This window comes from Candidatus Njordibacter sp. Uisw_039 (assembly GCF_047730075.1).
Lineage (GTDB): Bacteria > Pseudomonadota > Gammaproteobacteria > Pseudomonadales > Balneatricaceae > Njordibacter.
This window is the reverse complement of sequence record NZ_CP159831.1, coordinates 2,433,236-2,447,658: the sequence shown is the minus strand read 5'-3', so window position 1 is coordinate 2,447,658 and position 14,423 is coordinate 2,433,236. Positions and strand designations below refer to the sequence as shown.

The window sequence follows — 14,423 nt, the reverse complement described above, 5'->3', positions numbered from 1 at the left end:
ACAATTGTAGAACCTAGACCTATGAATGATACTAACGAAAGTTTAATGCAAGATGACAACAAACTGATTGCTGAGCGTCGTGCCAAATTAGCCAAGCGTCGAGAAGAAGGAAATGCGTTTCCAAACGATTTTCGCCGAGACAGCTACGCCCAAGATCTCCAAGATACTCACGGCGAAAAAGATAAACCTGAGTTAGAAGCTTTAGCCCTGCCTGTTAAGGTTGCCGGCCGTATAATTCGTAACCGCGGTGCGTTTATGGAAATTCAGGATGTGTCTGGTCGTATCCAACTTTATGTAAACCGCAAAGGTTTGGCACTAGAACAGTTGGCTGACATTAAGACGTGGGATCTAGGTGATATTGTAGGTGTGGTGGGTATTTTACAAAAATCTGGCAAAGGTGACTTGTTTGTGGACATGTCTGACCCACAGCTATTAACCAAAGCGTTGCGTCCGTTGCCAGATAAACACCACGGTCTTGCAGACCAAGAAATGCGCTATCGCCAGCGTTACGTAGACCTTATCGTTAATGAAGAGTCCCGTAATACTTTTATTATTCGTACGCGCATTGTAGAAGCTATTCGCCAGTATTTAATCACCCGCGAGTTCATGGAAGTAGAAACACCGATGATGCAGGTGATTCCTGGCGGCGCATCTGCCCGCCCATTCATCACCCATCACAATGCACTAGACCGTGATATGTATTTGCGTATTGCCCCAGAGCTTTACCTTAAGCGTTTAGTTGTGGGTGGCTTTGAGCGGGTGTTTGAAATTAACCGTAATTTCCGTAACGAAGGTCTGTCCACTCGCCATAATCCAGAATTCACTATGTTGGAGTTCTACTGGTCCTATGCTGATTACTGTGACCTAATGGACTTAACAGAAGGCATGTTGCGACACATTGCCGAGTCTGTTCTGGGCAACAGTAAAGTAACATACCAAGGTAGCGAGTATGATTTCGCCCAGCCGTTTACGCGCATCTCTGTGTTTGATTCTATTTTACATTATAACCCAGACATTAAGGCAGCAGAGTTGGCTGATGAAGCGGGTGCGCGGGTTATTGCTGAAGGCCTGGGGATTCCACTTAAGCCATATTTTGGTTTGGGTAAGGTGCAAATCGAAATCTTCGAAAAGACTGTAGAAGATCGCTTAGATCAGCCCACCTTTATTACTCAATATCCCGCTGAAGTTTCTCCTTTAGCGCGTCGTAACGATCTTGACCCATTTGTGACAGATCGTTTTGAGTTCTTTGTAGGTGGTCGTGAGATTGCCAACGGTTTCTCAGAGCTTAACGATGCTGAAGACCAAGCCGAACGTTTCTTGGCTCAAGTGGCTGACAAAGATGCGGGTGATGATGAAGCTATGCATTATGATGCAGACTATATAGTGGCCCTAGAGTATGGTATGCCACCCACAGCGGGCGAAGGTATTGGCATTGACCGCTTAGTGATGCTATTTACTGATGCTCCTTCTATTCGTGACGTGTTGTTGTTCCCGCACATGCGTCCTGAAGCTAAATAGCCCCTTTATCAAACAATGGTTCAGTCCATTTGGAAAAATGCACACCTAGAACAGCTCGATGAGGGCTGGCTCAAGGTGTTGCAGCCCTGTTTAAAACAGCCGCAAGTGGAAGTGTTAGCCACCTTCCTCCAAGGTCAGCTAGATCAGAAAATTGACCTTTTACCGCCTCAAAAAGATTGGTTTAACGCCTTTAAATCAACCCCTTTTAAGCAGGTTAAAGTGGTTATTTTGGGTCAAGATCCATACCACGGATTTGAGCAAGGGCAGCCCCAAGCACATGGTTTAAGTTTCTCCGTTAATAAAGGTATTAATACGCCGCCGTCATTACGTAATATACTTAAAGAGCTAAAGGCAGATTTAGCTATTCAACTAGCTACCCATGGCGATTTAACCCAATGGGCGCAACAAGGGGTATTGCTGTTAAATACAGTACTGACCGTAGAGTCGAGCCGAGCGGGTGCCCACCAAGGTAGGGGTTGGGAAAGCCTTACGGAACATGTGATTAGAGCGCTCAATGAGCAACGGACAGGGGTGGTGTTTATGCTGTGGGGTAAACCTGCACAGAAAAAGGCGGGCCTCATTGATGCTAAAAAACACTGTGTTCTTGAAGCCGTTCACCCCTCACCTTTATCGGCCTATCGAGGGTTCTTTGGTTGTGGTCATTTTTCTAAGGCCAATATGTATTTGGTAGAGCAGGGGCTCAAAGCAATCGATTGGCAACGCACACCAGTTCTAACCGAGCCTAGTCAAATTCAATTATTATGATATCTGCTATGCTTATAGTTGTGTAAATACAGGATTTAATCATGGCAGACACATCAGTTTATCGCGGCTGGCTCTATACCGTGCTCATTGCAATTGACCAGTTAGGTAACGCCTTGGCTGGTGGTTATGCGGACTCAACCATTTCCGCACGAGTGGGTTACAATGCCCGTCATGCTAACCCTGCGAGGCAAAATTACTGGCGTTTATTGGAGTGGGTGATTAATTATACCTTCTTGCCTCTTGATGGATCAGACCACTGCTACCAAGCCTATCTGGCTGGCAACAAGACCCACTACCGGGACGGCAGCGACTTGATGCGAGTGATTTTGAGCACCTTGATCTTTTTCAATGCTATGCCAATCGCTATAGCCACTCGTATTCTGGTGCGGCGTAAAAACTCACATCAACCATAATTCCAACTCTATTTAGAGCCTAATGCGCTCGAATACTTGTGGATCAATTTCATAGGGCAGTGGCAACAGGGAAATGGCAGTGCCCTCTTGTTCATGCAAGTGCAGCTGATTGTCCTGCGCCTCCGAAATATTAATGACTGCGGTAAAAGTGTAAGTATTTTCGCCAGTAGTAGAAAAACTAGTGATGCGGCCTACATTTTTTCGTTTACTAGCATTAATTTGTTGGCCCACTTCTAAAGCGTGATTTGTGGTTACTTGGCCGATAAATAAATGGCGCTTAAGTTTGCCTAAGTACTGCATTCGCGCCACAATTTCTTGGCCAGTGTAACAGCCCTTGTTAAAGTTGATGGCACCTGTGGCCTGTAAATTAAGCATTTGTGGTACGTAGCTGTCGCTGATGTCTGGAGTGACGTAAACCAGCCCTTGATTGATTTGCCGAGCTTCCCAAGCATGCACTTCTGTTAAACTAGCCCACTGCTCTAAAGTGGCTGTGACCTGTGCTTTAGTATTGGGGTGACAATAGACAATGAATTCGCTGCTGTCTGCGTTGTTGCTCCAAGCCAAACGGTCTTGGTTTTGAACAGTGGTAAGGTGGCTCTCTGGCACCGAGCCAAAAATGTCATTAATACAGGCTATGGCATCGTCACCCCACACAGCGAAACGGCACCAGTCAGTACTGGCATCGTGGAGGTCTGCGTTAGAAAATACAATGTACTTAGCCATGGCCTTTTGCACAGTATCCACCATGCTTAAGGGCATGTGCAGCAGCAGAGTATCCGTATGTGCTACTAAGTCGAAGTTGGCAATAACGTTGCCTTTTGGGGTGCAGTAAGCGCCAGCTTGGCCTTGTGATGTGCTGACGTTACTTACGTCACAGGTAACTTGGCCTTGTAAAAATGTTTTTGCATCTTGGCCGGTTAAGCTAACACTGCCAAAATGATTTAATGGACAAAAATAGGTCTGTTTCATGGTTTTAAGTGATCTAAAATTTGATGCCTAACAGGCATGCGTTGACAGTTTGCGCTAAAATGAAAGCTTAGTGTCTATGGTATGTGTTACGACAGAGGAATTCAATGTTGAACGAAACAGAATTAAAGCGACAAGTTTGGCATAGCCGCCGTGGCATGTGGGAGTTAGATATTTTGCTAGGGCCATTTGCCGTGCATGCGTTGCCATTAATTAGCGCTGACCAGCAGCAAATTTATGTGCGTCTATTAAGCCAGCAAGACCCCGACTTGTTTACCTGGTTTATGGGTCACGCCACTAGTAGCGATAAAGAACTAGCCGCTATGGTTAAGCAAGTGAAAGACTATGCTAAGTCGAGCCAAATTCCAGCTTAAGGCTTCGGTACATCTTGCTCGAGTCTCCGCGATGGTATGGGTGGTGTTGAGTCTGTGTGGCATGGGTATGTTTAACTGGTCTTGGCTTGCACTAGTGTATCCAGCGTTGGCAGCAGTAGTGATTGGCCGTTGGGTGTGGCGTTACGCCTGGCTCAAATCTAACACTAGTGTGGTAGCAATGAGCTGGACGCCAGATGAGGTTTGTTGCTATTTAAAAAATGGTGATCAGGTGAGTGGACGTATTATGACTAAGTCTGCCTTTAACCCTTACTTTATTACCCTGCATATAATAGCTGCAGATGGGCGTAAATTTTGGTGGCCCTTAATGGCTGATAGTGGTCCAGCAGATGTGCTTCGTAAACTAAGAGTATTCGGCCGTTGGCATAACCAAAACCCTAATGCCAATCAAAATTAGACGGCGTCAAAATGGTGTTGCGGGCCACAGGCAAGGTGTGGGGGTAATCTAAGGTGTAGTGTAAGCCACGGCTTTCTTTGCGTTGCTGGGCGCTGTGGATAATGATGGATGCCACTAAGGCTAAATTACGCAGCTCAATGAGATCGCCACTGATGCGGTAATTGCTATAAAACTCATTAATTTCACTCAACAACATTTCCACGCGGTGCTGGGCTCGAGTCAAGCGTTTGTCCGTCCGTACAATTCCCACGTAATCCCACATAAAACGACGTAACTCGTCCCAATTATGGGAAATGATGACATCTTCATCGGAATCTTTCACTTGGCTTTCATCCCACGGTGGAATAACACTGCTTAGTGCGGCTTCTGTCCAATTAGTTTCAATGTGTCGAGCTGCAGCGTGGCCATATACAAAACATTCGAGTAATGAATTGCTCGCCAAGCGGTTGGCGCCATGTAACCCTGTGAACGCTGTTTCACCTACGGCGTAAAGGCCTTCGATGTCAGTCATGCCATCTTGGTTGGTGATAATGCCACCGCAGGTATAGTGGGCTGCAGGAACAACTGGGATGGGGTCGGTGGCAATGTCGATACCAAGGTCCATGCAGCGCTGATAAATGGTGGGGAAGTGGGATTGTATAAACTCTCGGCCACGGTGGCTAATGTCTAGATAAACGCAGTCATCACCAAGACGTTTCATTTCATGGTCTATGGCACGGGCAACGATATCTCTCGGAGCGAGTTCTAAACGTTCATCGAAACGCTGCATAAAAGGCTCGCCATTAGCCAGTATTAGCTTGCCACCTTCACCGCGTATAGCTTCGGATATTAGAAATGATTTTGCTTGTGTGTGATAGAGGCAAGTGGGGTGAAATTGGTTAAATTCCATGTTGGCTACTCGACAACCTGCTCGCCAAGCCATGGCAATGCCATCGCCAGATGAGCCGTCTGGGTTGCTGGTGTAGAGGTAAACCTTACTGGCGCCACCTGTTGCTAAAATGACACACTGAGCCTTAAAGGTATTCACGTGACCAGTTTTTTGATTCAGCACATAGGCACCTAAACAACGGTTGCCAGGCATGCCTAGCTTGGCATGTGTGATAAGGTCTACGGCCACTTGATGGCATAATAAATGCAAGTTTGGGGCTTCTGTGGCGCGTTCAAGCAGGGTATTAGTCACAGCGAGTCCTGTCCAGTCTGCGGCATGAATAATGCGGCGATGGCTATGACCGCCTTCCTGGGTTAGGTGGTAACCCGAGGCATCATGCCGGTCTTGGGTGAAAGGCACGCGCTGTTCAATAAGCCAGTCTACGCTGGCTTTGGCTTGCTTTACGGTGAACTGTATAGCTTCTGGATTACCAAGGTTGGCACCTGCAATAAGGGTGTCTTGGATATGATTGTCGATGCGGTCTTGTTGATCTAGTACCGCCGCAATGCCACCTTGCGCCCAAGCTGAGGAGCCAGCATTTAATTCATCTTTACTGATCACGGCTACTTTTTTGGTAGTAGCTAACTGTAAACCCAAACTGAGCCCGGCCGCACCTGAACCAATGATAAGTACATCGTATTGGAAGTCTTGTTGCATAGGGTAGTTTAACAAATTTGTCAGGGTAACCCATTATAGCGTGGACAGAGGCAGGGTTAAACGCTTATAGAGTACGATATAAGTCTTAACTCGCCAGATGTGACTTGAATTTCGCGCCAGCTGGGTTAATCTGTTGTACTGTTATTCTATTGTTCAATTGGAAGTATTTTGTTAATTGTATACTTACAGCAGTCTAGATAAGGAAATCTAAGTGCCTAATGTAAAGGCTTTGCCGTCGACCGCCCCATCAGATCAACAGCTTGTCGAACGAGTACAAGCTGGCGATAAGCGTGCCTTTGATTTGCTAGTGCTTAAATATCAGCACAAAATTATTAGTTTAGTGGGCCGTTACGTGAAAGATCACCATGAGGCCATGGATGTAAGCCAAGAGGCATTTATTAAAGCCTACCGTGCGTTGGCTAATTTCCGCGGTGATAGCCAGTTTTATACATGGCTTTACCGGATTGCAATTAACACTGCAAAAAACTATTTAGTGGCACGTAATCGCAGACCACCTGATGTGGATGTAGAAGCCAACGAATACGGTGACTACGGCAGTGCAGACATTATGGCTGACGTTGATACCCCCGAAAACCTCATGGCTCGTGATCAATTACAAGACAAAGTGTTTGCCACCCTAGAAAAATTGCCAGATGACCTAAAGACAGCATTAACCCTGAGGGAGTTTGAAGGCATGAGCTATGAGCAAATTGCCGAAGTGATGGATTGTCCTGTTGGCACCGTGCGTTCACGTATATTTCGTGCTCGAGATGCCATAGACAAAGAAGTGGCAAAGCTTATGGATCGTGATTAGCGATCTATTTCAAGGCTTTGAAAAATTAAATTGAACCAAACGTCCTTTTTGACGTCCAAATTCAGTAAGTTAAATTTAGGAAACGATCTTTTGACACCCACTAAAATCAATGCTCAGTCAATACGCGAATCATTATCTGCAGTGATGGATGATGCTGCCCAGCCACTAGAGCTTCAGCGTGTGCTTAAAGCCAGTCAAGACGATGAGCAAGTGAGGTTGCAATGGGCACGCTATCAGCTTGCTAGCGCGGCCCTAAAGCGTGAAGCAACTCAGGCCTCATTAGAAATTGATTTGGCGCACCGTGTGCGGAATGCAATTGATGCAGAGGCAACTTATACTCAATCGTCATCTTACTCGAACTCGCTCACGGCATCAAAAATCAGCAAGTTTGATCGATTCTGGCAACCTGTTGCTGGGTTAGCGGTAGCGGCAAGTGTCACCATGGTTATGGTATTGGGTGCTCAGCGTATTGGTGTGGCAGTTCAGCCACAAGTAATTCCTGCACAGCAAGGTGTAGTTTTGTTAGAGCCAAGGTATAGCAATAATAGTATTGCCTTGTCTAGCACAGGCTCATCTTATTCTACAGCTGAAAACACCAATAAAATCATTCGCTTACCTGCACCTTTGGAAGCAGCTAATGCGGCAGAAGCACACTGGTTAGCAGCAACGCTGCCAGTAGGGTTTGTATTAACGCAGCGTAGTCTAGATGTTTCAGACCAAGCCGCAAGAGAAGTGCTGACTTATAGCAATGGCGATGCTACTTTTACCCTTTATGTTGAAGGGCTGAATGGGCGCACTATTGCTGAGGGCCACGCTTTTGCAGGTTCCAATTTGGTCTTGGGCCAGTCTATGGTTCATAACGGCGAGCAAATGTTTGTGACCCTAGTAGGCCAATTAAGTTTAGCGGAAGGCGAGCAAGTGGCGAGCTCTGTGGTATCCTTAACGCCTCAATAAACACCTCGTAAGATCGCAGGGCTGCATCATGTCTAATGCACAAGATTCTATGATTGAGCAAGTTGCTCATGTCCACGCCATTGATCAGACCACGGTTTGGCTAGATACCATACGTCTTAGTACCTGTAATTCTTGTAGCATGAAAAGTGGCTGTGGCCAGCGACTTATGAATCAAGCCACGGACTGCAAACGTTCGCGTATCGAATTACCTCTACCCCAAGACATGGCCCTAAATGTGGGTGATGAAGTGGTCCTCGGTATCCCTCAAAAAGCCTTTATCAAAGCCAGCTTGTTAACCTTTGCCATGCCGCTAATGATTATGCTGGCATTTGCTTCGTTGGCTCAATGGGGGGCTCTTTCTGAGCCAGCTGCAGTTGTTGCTGCATTATTGGGTTTAGGTCTTGGTTTGTTATTGTTGCGTTGGTATAGCCAAAGTGATGCCGTTTTAAGTTCCAACCAGTGGCAGCCAATGATTTTGCGCCAGCAGCGGTTAGATCAGGTACAAGAACTTTACTTTACGTCAGAATAATTTTGTCAGTGACAAACTTCGTTAAATAGCTTTGTTAACTGCAAAACTTTGTAAAGGATGGTCGAAATTGACTCTGATTATACAAAACTATCGTATGCTCCATAGTTATCAATTTTGATTGTAGAGGAACTGCGTCATGACCAAGCTAGTATCTTTGAACTATAAACTTCTTCCTGTATTACTGCTCTCCTTGCTTTGGTCAAGTCTTGCGCAGGCTGGACAGTTGCCGGATTTCACACGCTTAGTTGAGGAGGCATCTCCGGCTGTTGTGAACATTAGTACTTCTAGGGTCGCCAGCCAAAAACCTGCAGGGAGTCAATTTGCACTGCCAGGCCAAGAGCAGTTGCCGGAGATATTCAAACACTTCTTTGAACGCCAGTTTCCACAACAAAAATCACCACAACAAGGGCAGGCACCTAAGGCACGGTCCTCTGGTTCGGGTTTTTTGATTAGTGAGGACGGATACATATTAACCAACCATCACGTGGTAAAGGACGCTGATAAAATCATTGTCGCTTTGAGTGATCGCCGTGAAATGGAAGCAGAGTTGGTTGGCACCGACCCACGTTCTGACTTAGCTTTATTAAAAATTGAAGCTGAAGGTTTACCCTACCTTACAATGGCCGACTCTGACCAGCTTAAGGTCGGTGAGTGGGTGCTAGCTATTGGTTCTCCATTTGGGTTTGATTATTCGGTCACTGCCGGCATTGTCAGTGCCAAGGGCCGTAGCCTGCGTTCGGAAACCTATGTGCCTTTTATCCAAACAGACGTAGCTATAAATCCAGGTAATTCAGGTGGTCCTTTGTTTAACTTGGACGGCGAAGTAGTAGGTATTAATTCTCAAATTTATACTCGCTCAGGTGGTTTTATGGGACTTAGCTTTGCCATTCCTAGTAACACAGCTATCTCTGTAGTTGCTCAGTTAAGAGAAACAGGTGAGGTGGCGCGAGGTTGGCTGGGTGTGCAAATTCAAGAAGTTAGCCAAGACCTGGCAGAATCTTTTGGTTTGGATAAAGCGGCAGGGGCGTTAATTGCTCAAGTTTTAGACAAGAGCCCAGCCTTAGCGGCTGGCCTGCAAGCAGGAGATGTAATCACCCAGGTCGATGGCCATGACATTGTCATGTCTGCCCAAGTGGCACATTTTATAGGTGCCATAGCACCGGAAAAGCTCATAGTTATCCAGTTAGTAAGAGACGGTAAAAGTATAGAGGTTGATGTGGTGATTGGACACCTGCCTAAAAACGTAGCGGGTATCCTAAACCCTGCTCAGCAAGGCCAGTATGTTGAACGAATTGGATTGCGCGTGGCAGTCTTGGCGCCAGAAAAGGCGCAGGAATGGCGTATCCGTAATGGCATAGAAATTATAGAAGTGGATGCTGGCGTAGCTCAGGAGTTGGGTTTAAAGGCTGGAGATGTCATTACTAGCATGGCCAATCAACGTATTGCCAGCGTAAAGCAGTTTGTTGAGTTGGCAGCAGCCTTGCCTACTCAACGTTCTATTTCGCTGCGTATTGTGCGTGAGGGCAGACCGCTGTTTGTGGCTTTTCGTTTGAATCAATAAAAACAGAGAAAGGCCATTTACTGAATGTGATTGCCCACGCGCACTACTTTTAACGTATTAGTGCCGCCATGGGCCTTGACGTAATCACCTTTGGTAATAAGTACGATGTCGCCATCTTGCACCACACCTAATTCTTTAAGTTGCTCCACAGCAATATGGTTGACCTTGGCGTTATCCAATACTTCAGAATCGAAAGGGTGAGTAATTACTCCTCGGTATAGGCATACACGGCGCTGGGTTTCCGCTTGTGGGGTAAAGGCAAAGATGGGTATGACTGAGCGTATGCGTGACATGAGTAGTGGGGTCTTGCCTGTTTGAGTCATGCAAATAATGGCTTTAACCCCTTCTAGGTGGTTGGCTGCATACATGGCGCTTAACGCAACACTTTCATCAATGCTGTGTACGGTAATATCAAGCCGGTGAGATGACTTGTAAGCTTTGTGGTGTTGCTCAGCGCCCAAGCAAACCCTCGCCATGGCTTCTACAGTTTGGGCTGGGAAATCACCTACGGCGGTTTCGGCAGACAGCATTACTGCGTCCGTGCCATCCATCACTGCATTGGCAACGTCAGATACTTCTGCACGAGTGGGCATGGGACTAGTGATCATAGACTCCATCATTTGTGTTGCGGTAATGACAATACGGTTGAGGCGGCGTGTGTGTTTAATGATGTCTTTTTGCACTCCCACTAATAGAGCATCTCCTATTTCTACGGCTAGATCGCCTCGGGCCACCATCACACCTTCAGAGGCTTCAATAATACCTTCAAGGACTACAGGGTTAATGGCTTCGGCGCGTTCTATTTTGGCAATTAAACTGGCATTGCTGTTAGCTTTTTCAAGTAACGCGCGGGCTTCGTGCATATCGTCTGCATTGCGCACAAATGAAATGGCAATATAGTCTACGCCAATTTCTGCAGCAGTAATTAGGTCGGCACGGTCTTTATCTGTTAATGCGGGTGCTGATAAGCCGCCGCCCTGTAAATTGATACCTTTGTTATTAGATAGTGGGCCACCAATTTCAACCTGGGTGTGGACTTTCCCTTCGCTTACACGAACAACCTTAAGCACGATGCGACCGTCATCCAGCAAAAGAATGTCATCTTTGTTGAGGTCTTTGCCTAATGCAGGAAAGTCCAAACCTACGGCTTGTTCAGTACCTGTTTCCAGATCCATGGAAGGATCTAATACAAATTCTTGGCCTTCGTGCAGTTGCACTTTGTTGTTGGTAAATCGAGCAACGCGAACTTTAGGGCCTTGCAAATCTGCCAGCAAGGCTACGTGGCGGCCTACCTCCTTGGCGGCTTGAAGTACCGTTTCTGCTCGTTGTTTATGATCGGCTGGGCTGCCATGGGAAAAATTTAGCCTGACTACGTCGGTACCGGCTGCAATAATACTTTTGAGAACTGCTGGGCTACTTGTGGCCGGGCCTAAAGTAGCAACAATTTTAGTACGTCGTAATTGCATGATATTAAGATATTGTCCTTGATGATGAGGTGGTGCGCTAGTAGCGCGGGGCTGCACCTGAGGGTTAATGGTGCATTAGCGCTAGGCTGGTGTCCAGCATTCTGTTGCTAAACCCCCATTCATTGTCATACCAAGCCATTACTTTAACTAAATTGCCTTGGGCTCGGGTGTGGTTAGAGTCAAAGCTTGAGGATTTGGCGCTATGGTTAAAATCTACAGACACTAATGGTTGGTTTACGTAGTCCATAATATAGTCCAGCTCAGGGTCATTTTTAATGGCATTTTTTACATACTGGTTGACGTCATGGGCGCTGGTTTCTTTACCAGCCACAAAAGTAAGGTCTACCAATGAAACGTTGATAGTGGGTACACGAATGGCCATGCCATCTAGGCGGCCGTTAAGCTGGGGGAGCACCAAACCTACTGCTGCTGCAGCACCGGTTTGTGTGGGAATCATTGATGTGGTGGCAGAGCGAGCGCGGTACAAATCGCTGTGCAGGCCGTCTGTGAGTAGTTGGTCGTTGGTATAGGCGTGGATGGTAGTCATTTGTCCTTGTTTTATACCTACGGTCTGGTCCAGTATCTTAGCTAAGGGTGCAAGGCAATTGGTGGTGCAAGACGCATTAGATATGATGCGTTCTTTCCCTGTGAGAGTCTGGTGGTTAACCCCATAGACAATAGTGGCATCTAAATCTTGGCCTGGGGCGGAAATTAATACCTTATGTGCGCCAGCGTCAATATGGGCCTGGGCGTCTTGTCGGTGAGTAAATAAGCCGGTGCATTCAAGCACAAGGTCTATGTTAAGAGTGTGCCATGGCAGTTGGCTTGGATCTCTAACTTGATACAGGTGGATTTTGTCTTGGTTGATGTATAGGTGTTGATCATCGTATTCAACTTGGCCATTAAAACGGCCGTGTACGCTATCAAATTGCAATAAGTGGGCATTGGTTTGAGGATTGCCCAGGTCATTTATAGCAACGATTTCAAAAGCTTGTTGATAGTTGGTAGGGCTATTTTCATAGATAGCGCGGACGATATTGCGGCCAATGCGACCAAATCCGTTGATGGCGATGCGGATGCTCATTTTTCTATCTCTAACGTATTTTGTGGTAATATTACTAACATTATTACATTAAATCAATTAAATTGGTTTATATGTGTTCCAGATTAAAGAAATATTTGTTAATATTACGTAATAAAGTTAAGTAAGAAGAGAGTTATCATGGACAGCGTAATGCACAGTAAAGTAGCGCAGGTAACCCAGGCAATTGTTGAGCGTAGTCGCGCCTCCCGTAGTGATTATTTACAGCGTATTGATGGAGCTAAAGCTAGCAAAGTTAGCCGCTCTAACCTTTCATGTGGCAACTTGGCCCATGGGTTCGCTGCTTGCCCCCAGCAAGATAAAGATCGTTTAACCATGATGGATGAGGCCAACGTTGCTATTGTGTCGGCCTATAACGATATGCTTTCAGCTCATCAGCCCTTCGAGCGCTACCCTCACATTATTAAACAGGCGGTGAGAGAAATGGGTAGTGTGGCGCAATTTGCTGGTGGTGTGCCGGCTATGTGTGATGGTGTTACCCAAGGCCAGCCAGGTATGGAGTTGAGCTTGTTTAGTCGAGATGTCATTGCCATGTCGACTGCAGTAGCTTTGTCTCATAACATGTTTGATGCAGTGCTGTGTTTGGGAGTGTGTGACAAGATTGTCCCTGGGTTGTTAATCGGCGCATTGAGTTTTGGCCACCTTCCCATTGTATTTGTACCCGCAGGCCCCATGTCTTCGGGCTTGCCTAATACCGAAAAAGCGCGCATTCGTCAGCTTTACGCAGAAGGTAAGGTCGGTCGTGATGAATTATTGGCTTGTGAGTCTGAGTCTTACCATAGTGCAGGCACCTGTACTTTTTACGGCACTGCTAATAGCAATCAATTATTGATGGAAGTCATGGGCTTGCATCTGCCAGGCGCCTCGTTTGTGCCACCTGATGGCGAGTTGCGTGACGACTTGACACGTTATGCAGCCCAGCAAGTGGTTAAATTAACCCACCCTTCGCAACAACAAAATCTTGCCCAAATCGTATCTGAAAAAACCATAGTTAATGCCATAGTGGCTTTATTATCTACTGGCGGTTCCACCAATCACACGTTACATTTGATTGCTATTGCTAAGGCTGCGGGGATTATTGTTAATTGGGATGATTTTGCTGAATTGTCTAGCGTGGTGCCGAGTTTGACGCGGATCTACCCCAATGGCCAAGCTGATATTAATGTTTTTCATGGAGCTGGTGGAGTGCCTTATTTAATTCAAACTCTGTTGCACGGAGGCCTGCTGCATGAAGATGTAGAAACAATTATGGGTCATGGCTTAGGTCAATATTGTCAGGAGCCAAAATTACTATCAGGCAAGTTAATATGGCAGCCAGCACCAGAACAAAGTGCCGATCTTGACGTGTTAGCCTGTGTATCAGCCCCCTTTTCCAAAACTGGTGGCTTGGTGACCTTGCAAGGAAATTTAGGTCGGAGTGTGGCCAAGGTATCGGCGGTAAAATCCGAACACTGGCTGGTAGAAGCGGAGGCTGTGGTATTTGATTCACAATTAGAATTTGAGCAGGCGTTTAAGCGAGGAGAGTTAGAGCGAGATCTCATTGCAGTGTTACGTTTTCAAGGCCCACAAGCCTGCGGCATGCCCGAATTACATAAATTGACGCCTTATTTGGGTGTCTTGCAAGACCGAGGTTTTAATGTGGCTTTGGTCACTGATGGTCGAATGTCTGGTGCTTCGGGTAAGGTTCCGGCGGCCATACACCTTCATCCTGAGGCTAAAGTCGGTGGCTTAATAAGCAAAATCGAAAATGGGGATTTGTTAAGGCTAGACTGCCATAATGGGCGTTTAGAGCTGCTAGTTGAAGATAATATCCTACAAGCTCGACCAGTTTCTCAACAGGCGCAAGCCGTGACACACGGCATGGGTCGAGAGCTATTTTCCAATATGCGTAAGCAGGTCAGTAGCGCCGAAATGGGTGCCAGCACTTGTTTGTGATTGTGTGCTGTGATTAAAGGGAAATT

At 46.4% G+C, this 14,423-nt stretch carries 14 protein-coding genes; 10 read left to right on the top strand and 4 right to left on the bottom strand.

Translation table 11 applies throughout. The annotated features are described in order from the left end of the window. The first annotated feature begins 21 nt into the window (after window positions 1–21). Genes lysS through ABXT70_RS11565 form a run of 3 tightly spaced genes read left to right on the top strand, consistent with a single transcriptional unit; the run spans window position 22 to window position 2,696 of the window. Window positions 22–1,518: a lysine--tRNA ligase gene (gene lysS, locus ABXT70_RS11575; RefSeq protein ID WP_443640647.1), complete on the top strand. Its 1,497-nt coding sequence runs from the start codon at window positions 22–24 to the stop codon at window positions 1,516–1,518. A 15-nt stretch (window positions 1,519–1,533) separates the two neighbouring features. Next, complete coding sequence (ung, locus tag ABXT70_RS11570; RefSeq protein WP_443640646.1) at window positions 1,534–2,283, top strand: uracil-DNA glycosylase; 750 nt, start codon at window positions 1,534–1,536, stop codon at window positions 2,281–2,283. Window positions 2,284–2,324: 41 nt separating this feature from the next. Then, window positions 2,325–2,696: a hypothetical protein gene (locus ABXT70_RS11565; RefSeq protein WP_443640645.1), complete on the top strand. Its 372-nt coding sequence runs from the start codon at window positions 2,325–2,327 to the stop codon at window positions 2,694–2,696. Between the two features lie 12 nt (window positions 2,697–2,708). Here the strand turns inward: ABXT70_RS11565 and ygfZ are convergent, their stop codons facing one another. Further along, window positions 2,709–3,665: a CAF17-like 4Fe-4S cluster assembly/insertion protein YgfZ gene (gene ygfZ, locus ABXT70_RS11560; RefSeq protein ID WP_443640644.1), complete on the bottom strand. Its 957-nt coding sequence runs from the start codon at window positions 3,663–3,665 to the stop codon at window positions 2,709–2,711. Window positions 3,666–3,769: 104 nt separating this feature from the next. On the opposite strand from ygfZ, the gene ABXT70_RS11555 reads away from it, so the two are divergent. Then, entirely contained in the window at window positions 3,770–4,036 is a 267-nt protein-coding gene (locus ABXT70_RS11555) for an FAD assembly factor SdhE (RefSeq protein WP_443640643.1), read from the top strand. Then, window positions 4,008–4,451 (top strand): protein YgfX, encoded by a 444-nt coding sequence (locus ABXT70_RS11550; protein ID WP_443640642.1) that lies wholly within the window; start codon window positions 4,008–4,010, stop codon window positions 4,449–4,451. Before ABXT70_RS11555 ends, ABXT70_RS11550 begins: the two co-directional genes overlap by 29 nt. Here ABXT70_RS11550 and nadB read toward each other — a convergent pair. After that, window positions 4,432–6,036, bottom strand: coding sequence for an L-aspartate oxidase (gene nadB / locus ABXT70_RS11545; RefSeq protein ID WP_443640641.1), 1,605 nt, complete (start codon window positions 6,034–6,036; stop codon window positions 4,432–4,434). The genes ABXT70_RS11550 and nadB overlap by 20 nt on opposite strands. 211 nt (window positions 6,037–6,247) lie before the next feature. Here nadB and rpoE point away from each other — a divergent pair, with 211 nt between their 5' ends. The 4 genes from rpoE (at window position 6,248) to ABXT70_RS11525 (ending at window position 9,894) form a co-directional block, all read left to right on the top strand. Next, window positions 6,248–6,850, top strand: coding sequence for an RNA polymerase sigma factor RpoE (gene rpoE / locus ABXT70_RS11540; protein WP_443640640.1), 603 nt, complete (start codon window positions 6,248–6,250; stop codon window positions 6,848–6,850). A gap of 90 nt (window positions 6,851–6,940) precedes the next feature. Then, a complete protein-coding gene (locus tag ABXT70_RS11535; RefSeq protein ID WP_443640639.1) occupies window positions 6,941–7,804 on the top strand; it encodes a sigma-E factor negative regulatory protein in 864 nt (287 codons plus the stop codon). Window positions 7,805–7,832: 28 nt separating this feature from the next. Next, on the top strand, window positions 7,833–8,333 hold the full coding sequence (locus ABXT70_RS11530) for a SoxR reducing system RseC family protein (protein ID WP_443640638.1): 501 nt from the start codon (window positions 7,833–7,835) through the stop codon (window positions 8,331–8,333). Between the two features lie 136 nt (window positions 8,334–8,469). Beyond that, window positions 8,470–9,894, top strand: coding sequence for a DegQ family serine endoprotease (locus tag ABXT70_RS11525; RefSeq protein WP_443640637.1), 1,425 nt, complete (start codon window positions 8,470–8,472; stop codon window positions 9,892–9,894). Between the two features lie 17 nt (window positions 9,895–9,911). Here ABXT70_RS11525 and pyk read toward each other — a convergent pair whose 3' ends face one another. Both pyk and gap read right to left on the bottom strand, forming a co-directional pair. Next, entirely contained in the window at window positions 9,912–11,360 is a 1,449-nt protein-coding gene (pyk, locus tag ABXT70_RS11520; RefSeq protein ID WP_443640636.1) for a pyruvate kinase, read from the bottom strand. 64 nt (window positions 11,361–11,424) lie between these two features. Next, window positions 11,425–12,444 (bottom strand): type I glyceraldehyde-3-phosphate dehydrogenase, encoded by a 1,020-nt coding sequence (gene gap / locus ABXT70_RS11515; protein WP_443640635.1) that lies wholly within the window; start codon window positions 12,442–12,444, stop codon window positions 11,425–11,427. Window positions 12,445–12,594: 150 nt separating this feature from the next. Here gap and edd point away from each other — a divergent pair, with 150 nt between their 5' ends. Beyond that, window positions 12,595–14,397, top strand: coding sequence for a phosphogluconate dehydratase (gene edd, locus ABXT70_RS11510; protein ID WP_443642508.1), 1,803 nt, complete (start codon window positions 12,595–12,597; stop codon window positions 14,395–14,397). The last annotated feature ends 26 nt before the right edge of the window (window positions 14,398–14,423 follow it).

Excerpts from the sequence above, each read along its gene's own strand:
- lysS (WP_443640647.1), top strand. The coding sequence starts at position 22 with ATGAATGATACTAACGAAAGTTTAATGCAAGATGACAACAAACTGATT.
- ung (WP_443640646.1), top strand. The coding sequence starts at position 1,534 with ATGGTTCAGTCCATTTGGAAAAATGCACACCTAGAACAGCTCGATGAG.
- ABXT70_RS11565 (WP_443640645.1), top strand. The coding sequence starts at position 2,325 with ATGGCAGACACATCAGTTTATCGCGGCTGGCTCTATACCGTGCTCATT.
- ygfZ (WP_443640644.1), bottom strand. The coding sequence starts at position 3,665 with ATGAAACAGACCTATTTTTGTCCATTAAATCATTTTGGCAGTGTTAGC.
- ABXT70_RS11555 (WP_443640643.1), top strand. The coding sequence starts at position 3,770 with ATGTTGAACGAAACAGAATTAAAGCGACAAGTTTGGCATAGCCGCCGT.
- ABXT70_RS11550 (WP_443640642.1), top strand. The coding sequence starts at position 4,008 with ATGCTAAGTCGAGCCAAATTCCAGCTTAAGGCTTCGGTACATCTTGCT.
- nadB (WP_443640641.1), bottom strand. The coding sequence starts at position 6,036 with ATGCAACAAGACTTCCAATACGATGTACTTATCATTGGTTCAGGTGCG.
- ABXT70_RS11530 (WP_443640638.1), top strand. The coding sequence starts at position 7,833 with ATGTCTAATGCACAAGATTCTATGATTGAGCAAGTTGCTCATGTCCAC.
- ABXT70_RS11525 (WP_443640637.1), top strand. The coding sequence starts at position 8,470 with ATGACCAAGCTAGTATCTTTGAACTATAAACTTCTTCCTGTATTACTG.
- pyk (WP_443640636.1), bottom strand. The coding sequence starts at position 11,360 with ATGCAATTACGACGTACTAAAATTGTTGCTACTTTAGGCCCGGCCACA.
- gap (WP_443640635.1), bottom strand. The coding sequence starts at position 12,444 with ATGAGCATCCGCATCGCCATCAACGGATTTGGTCGCATTGGCCGCAAT.
- edd (WP_443642508.1), top strand. The coding sequence starts at position 12,595 with ATGCACAGTAAAGTAGCGCAGGTAACCCAGGCAATTGTTGAGCGTAGT.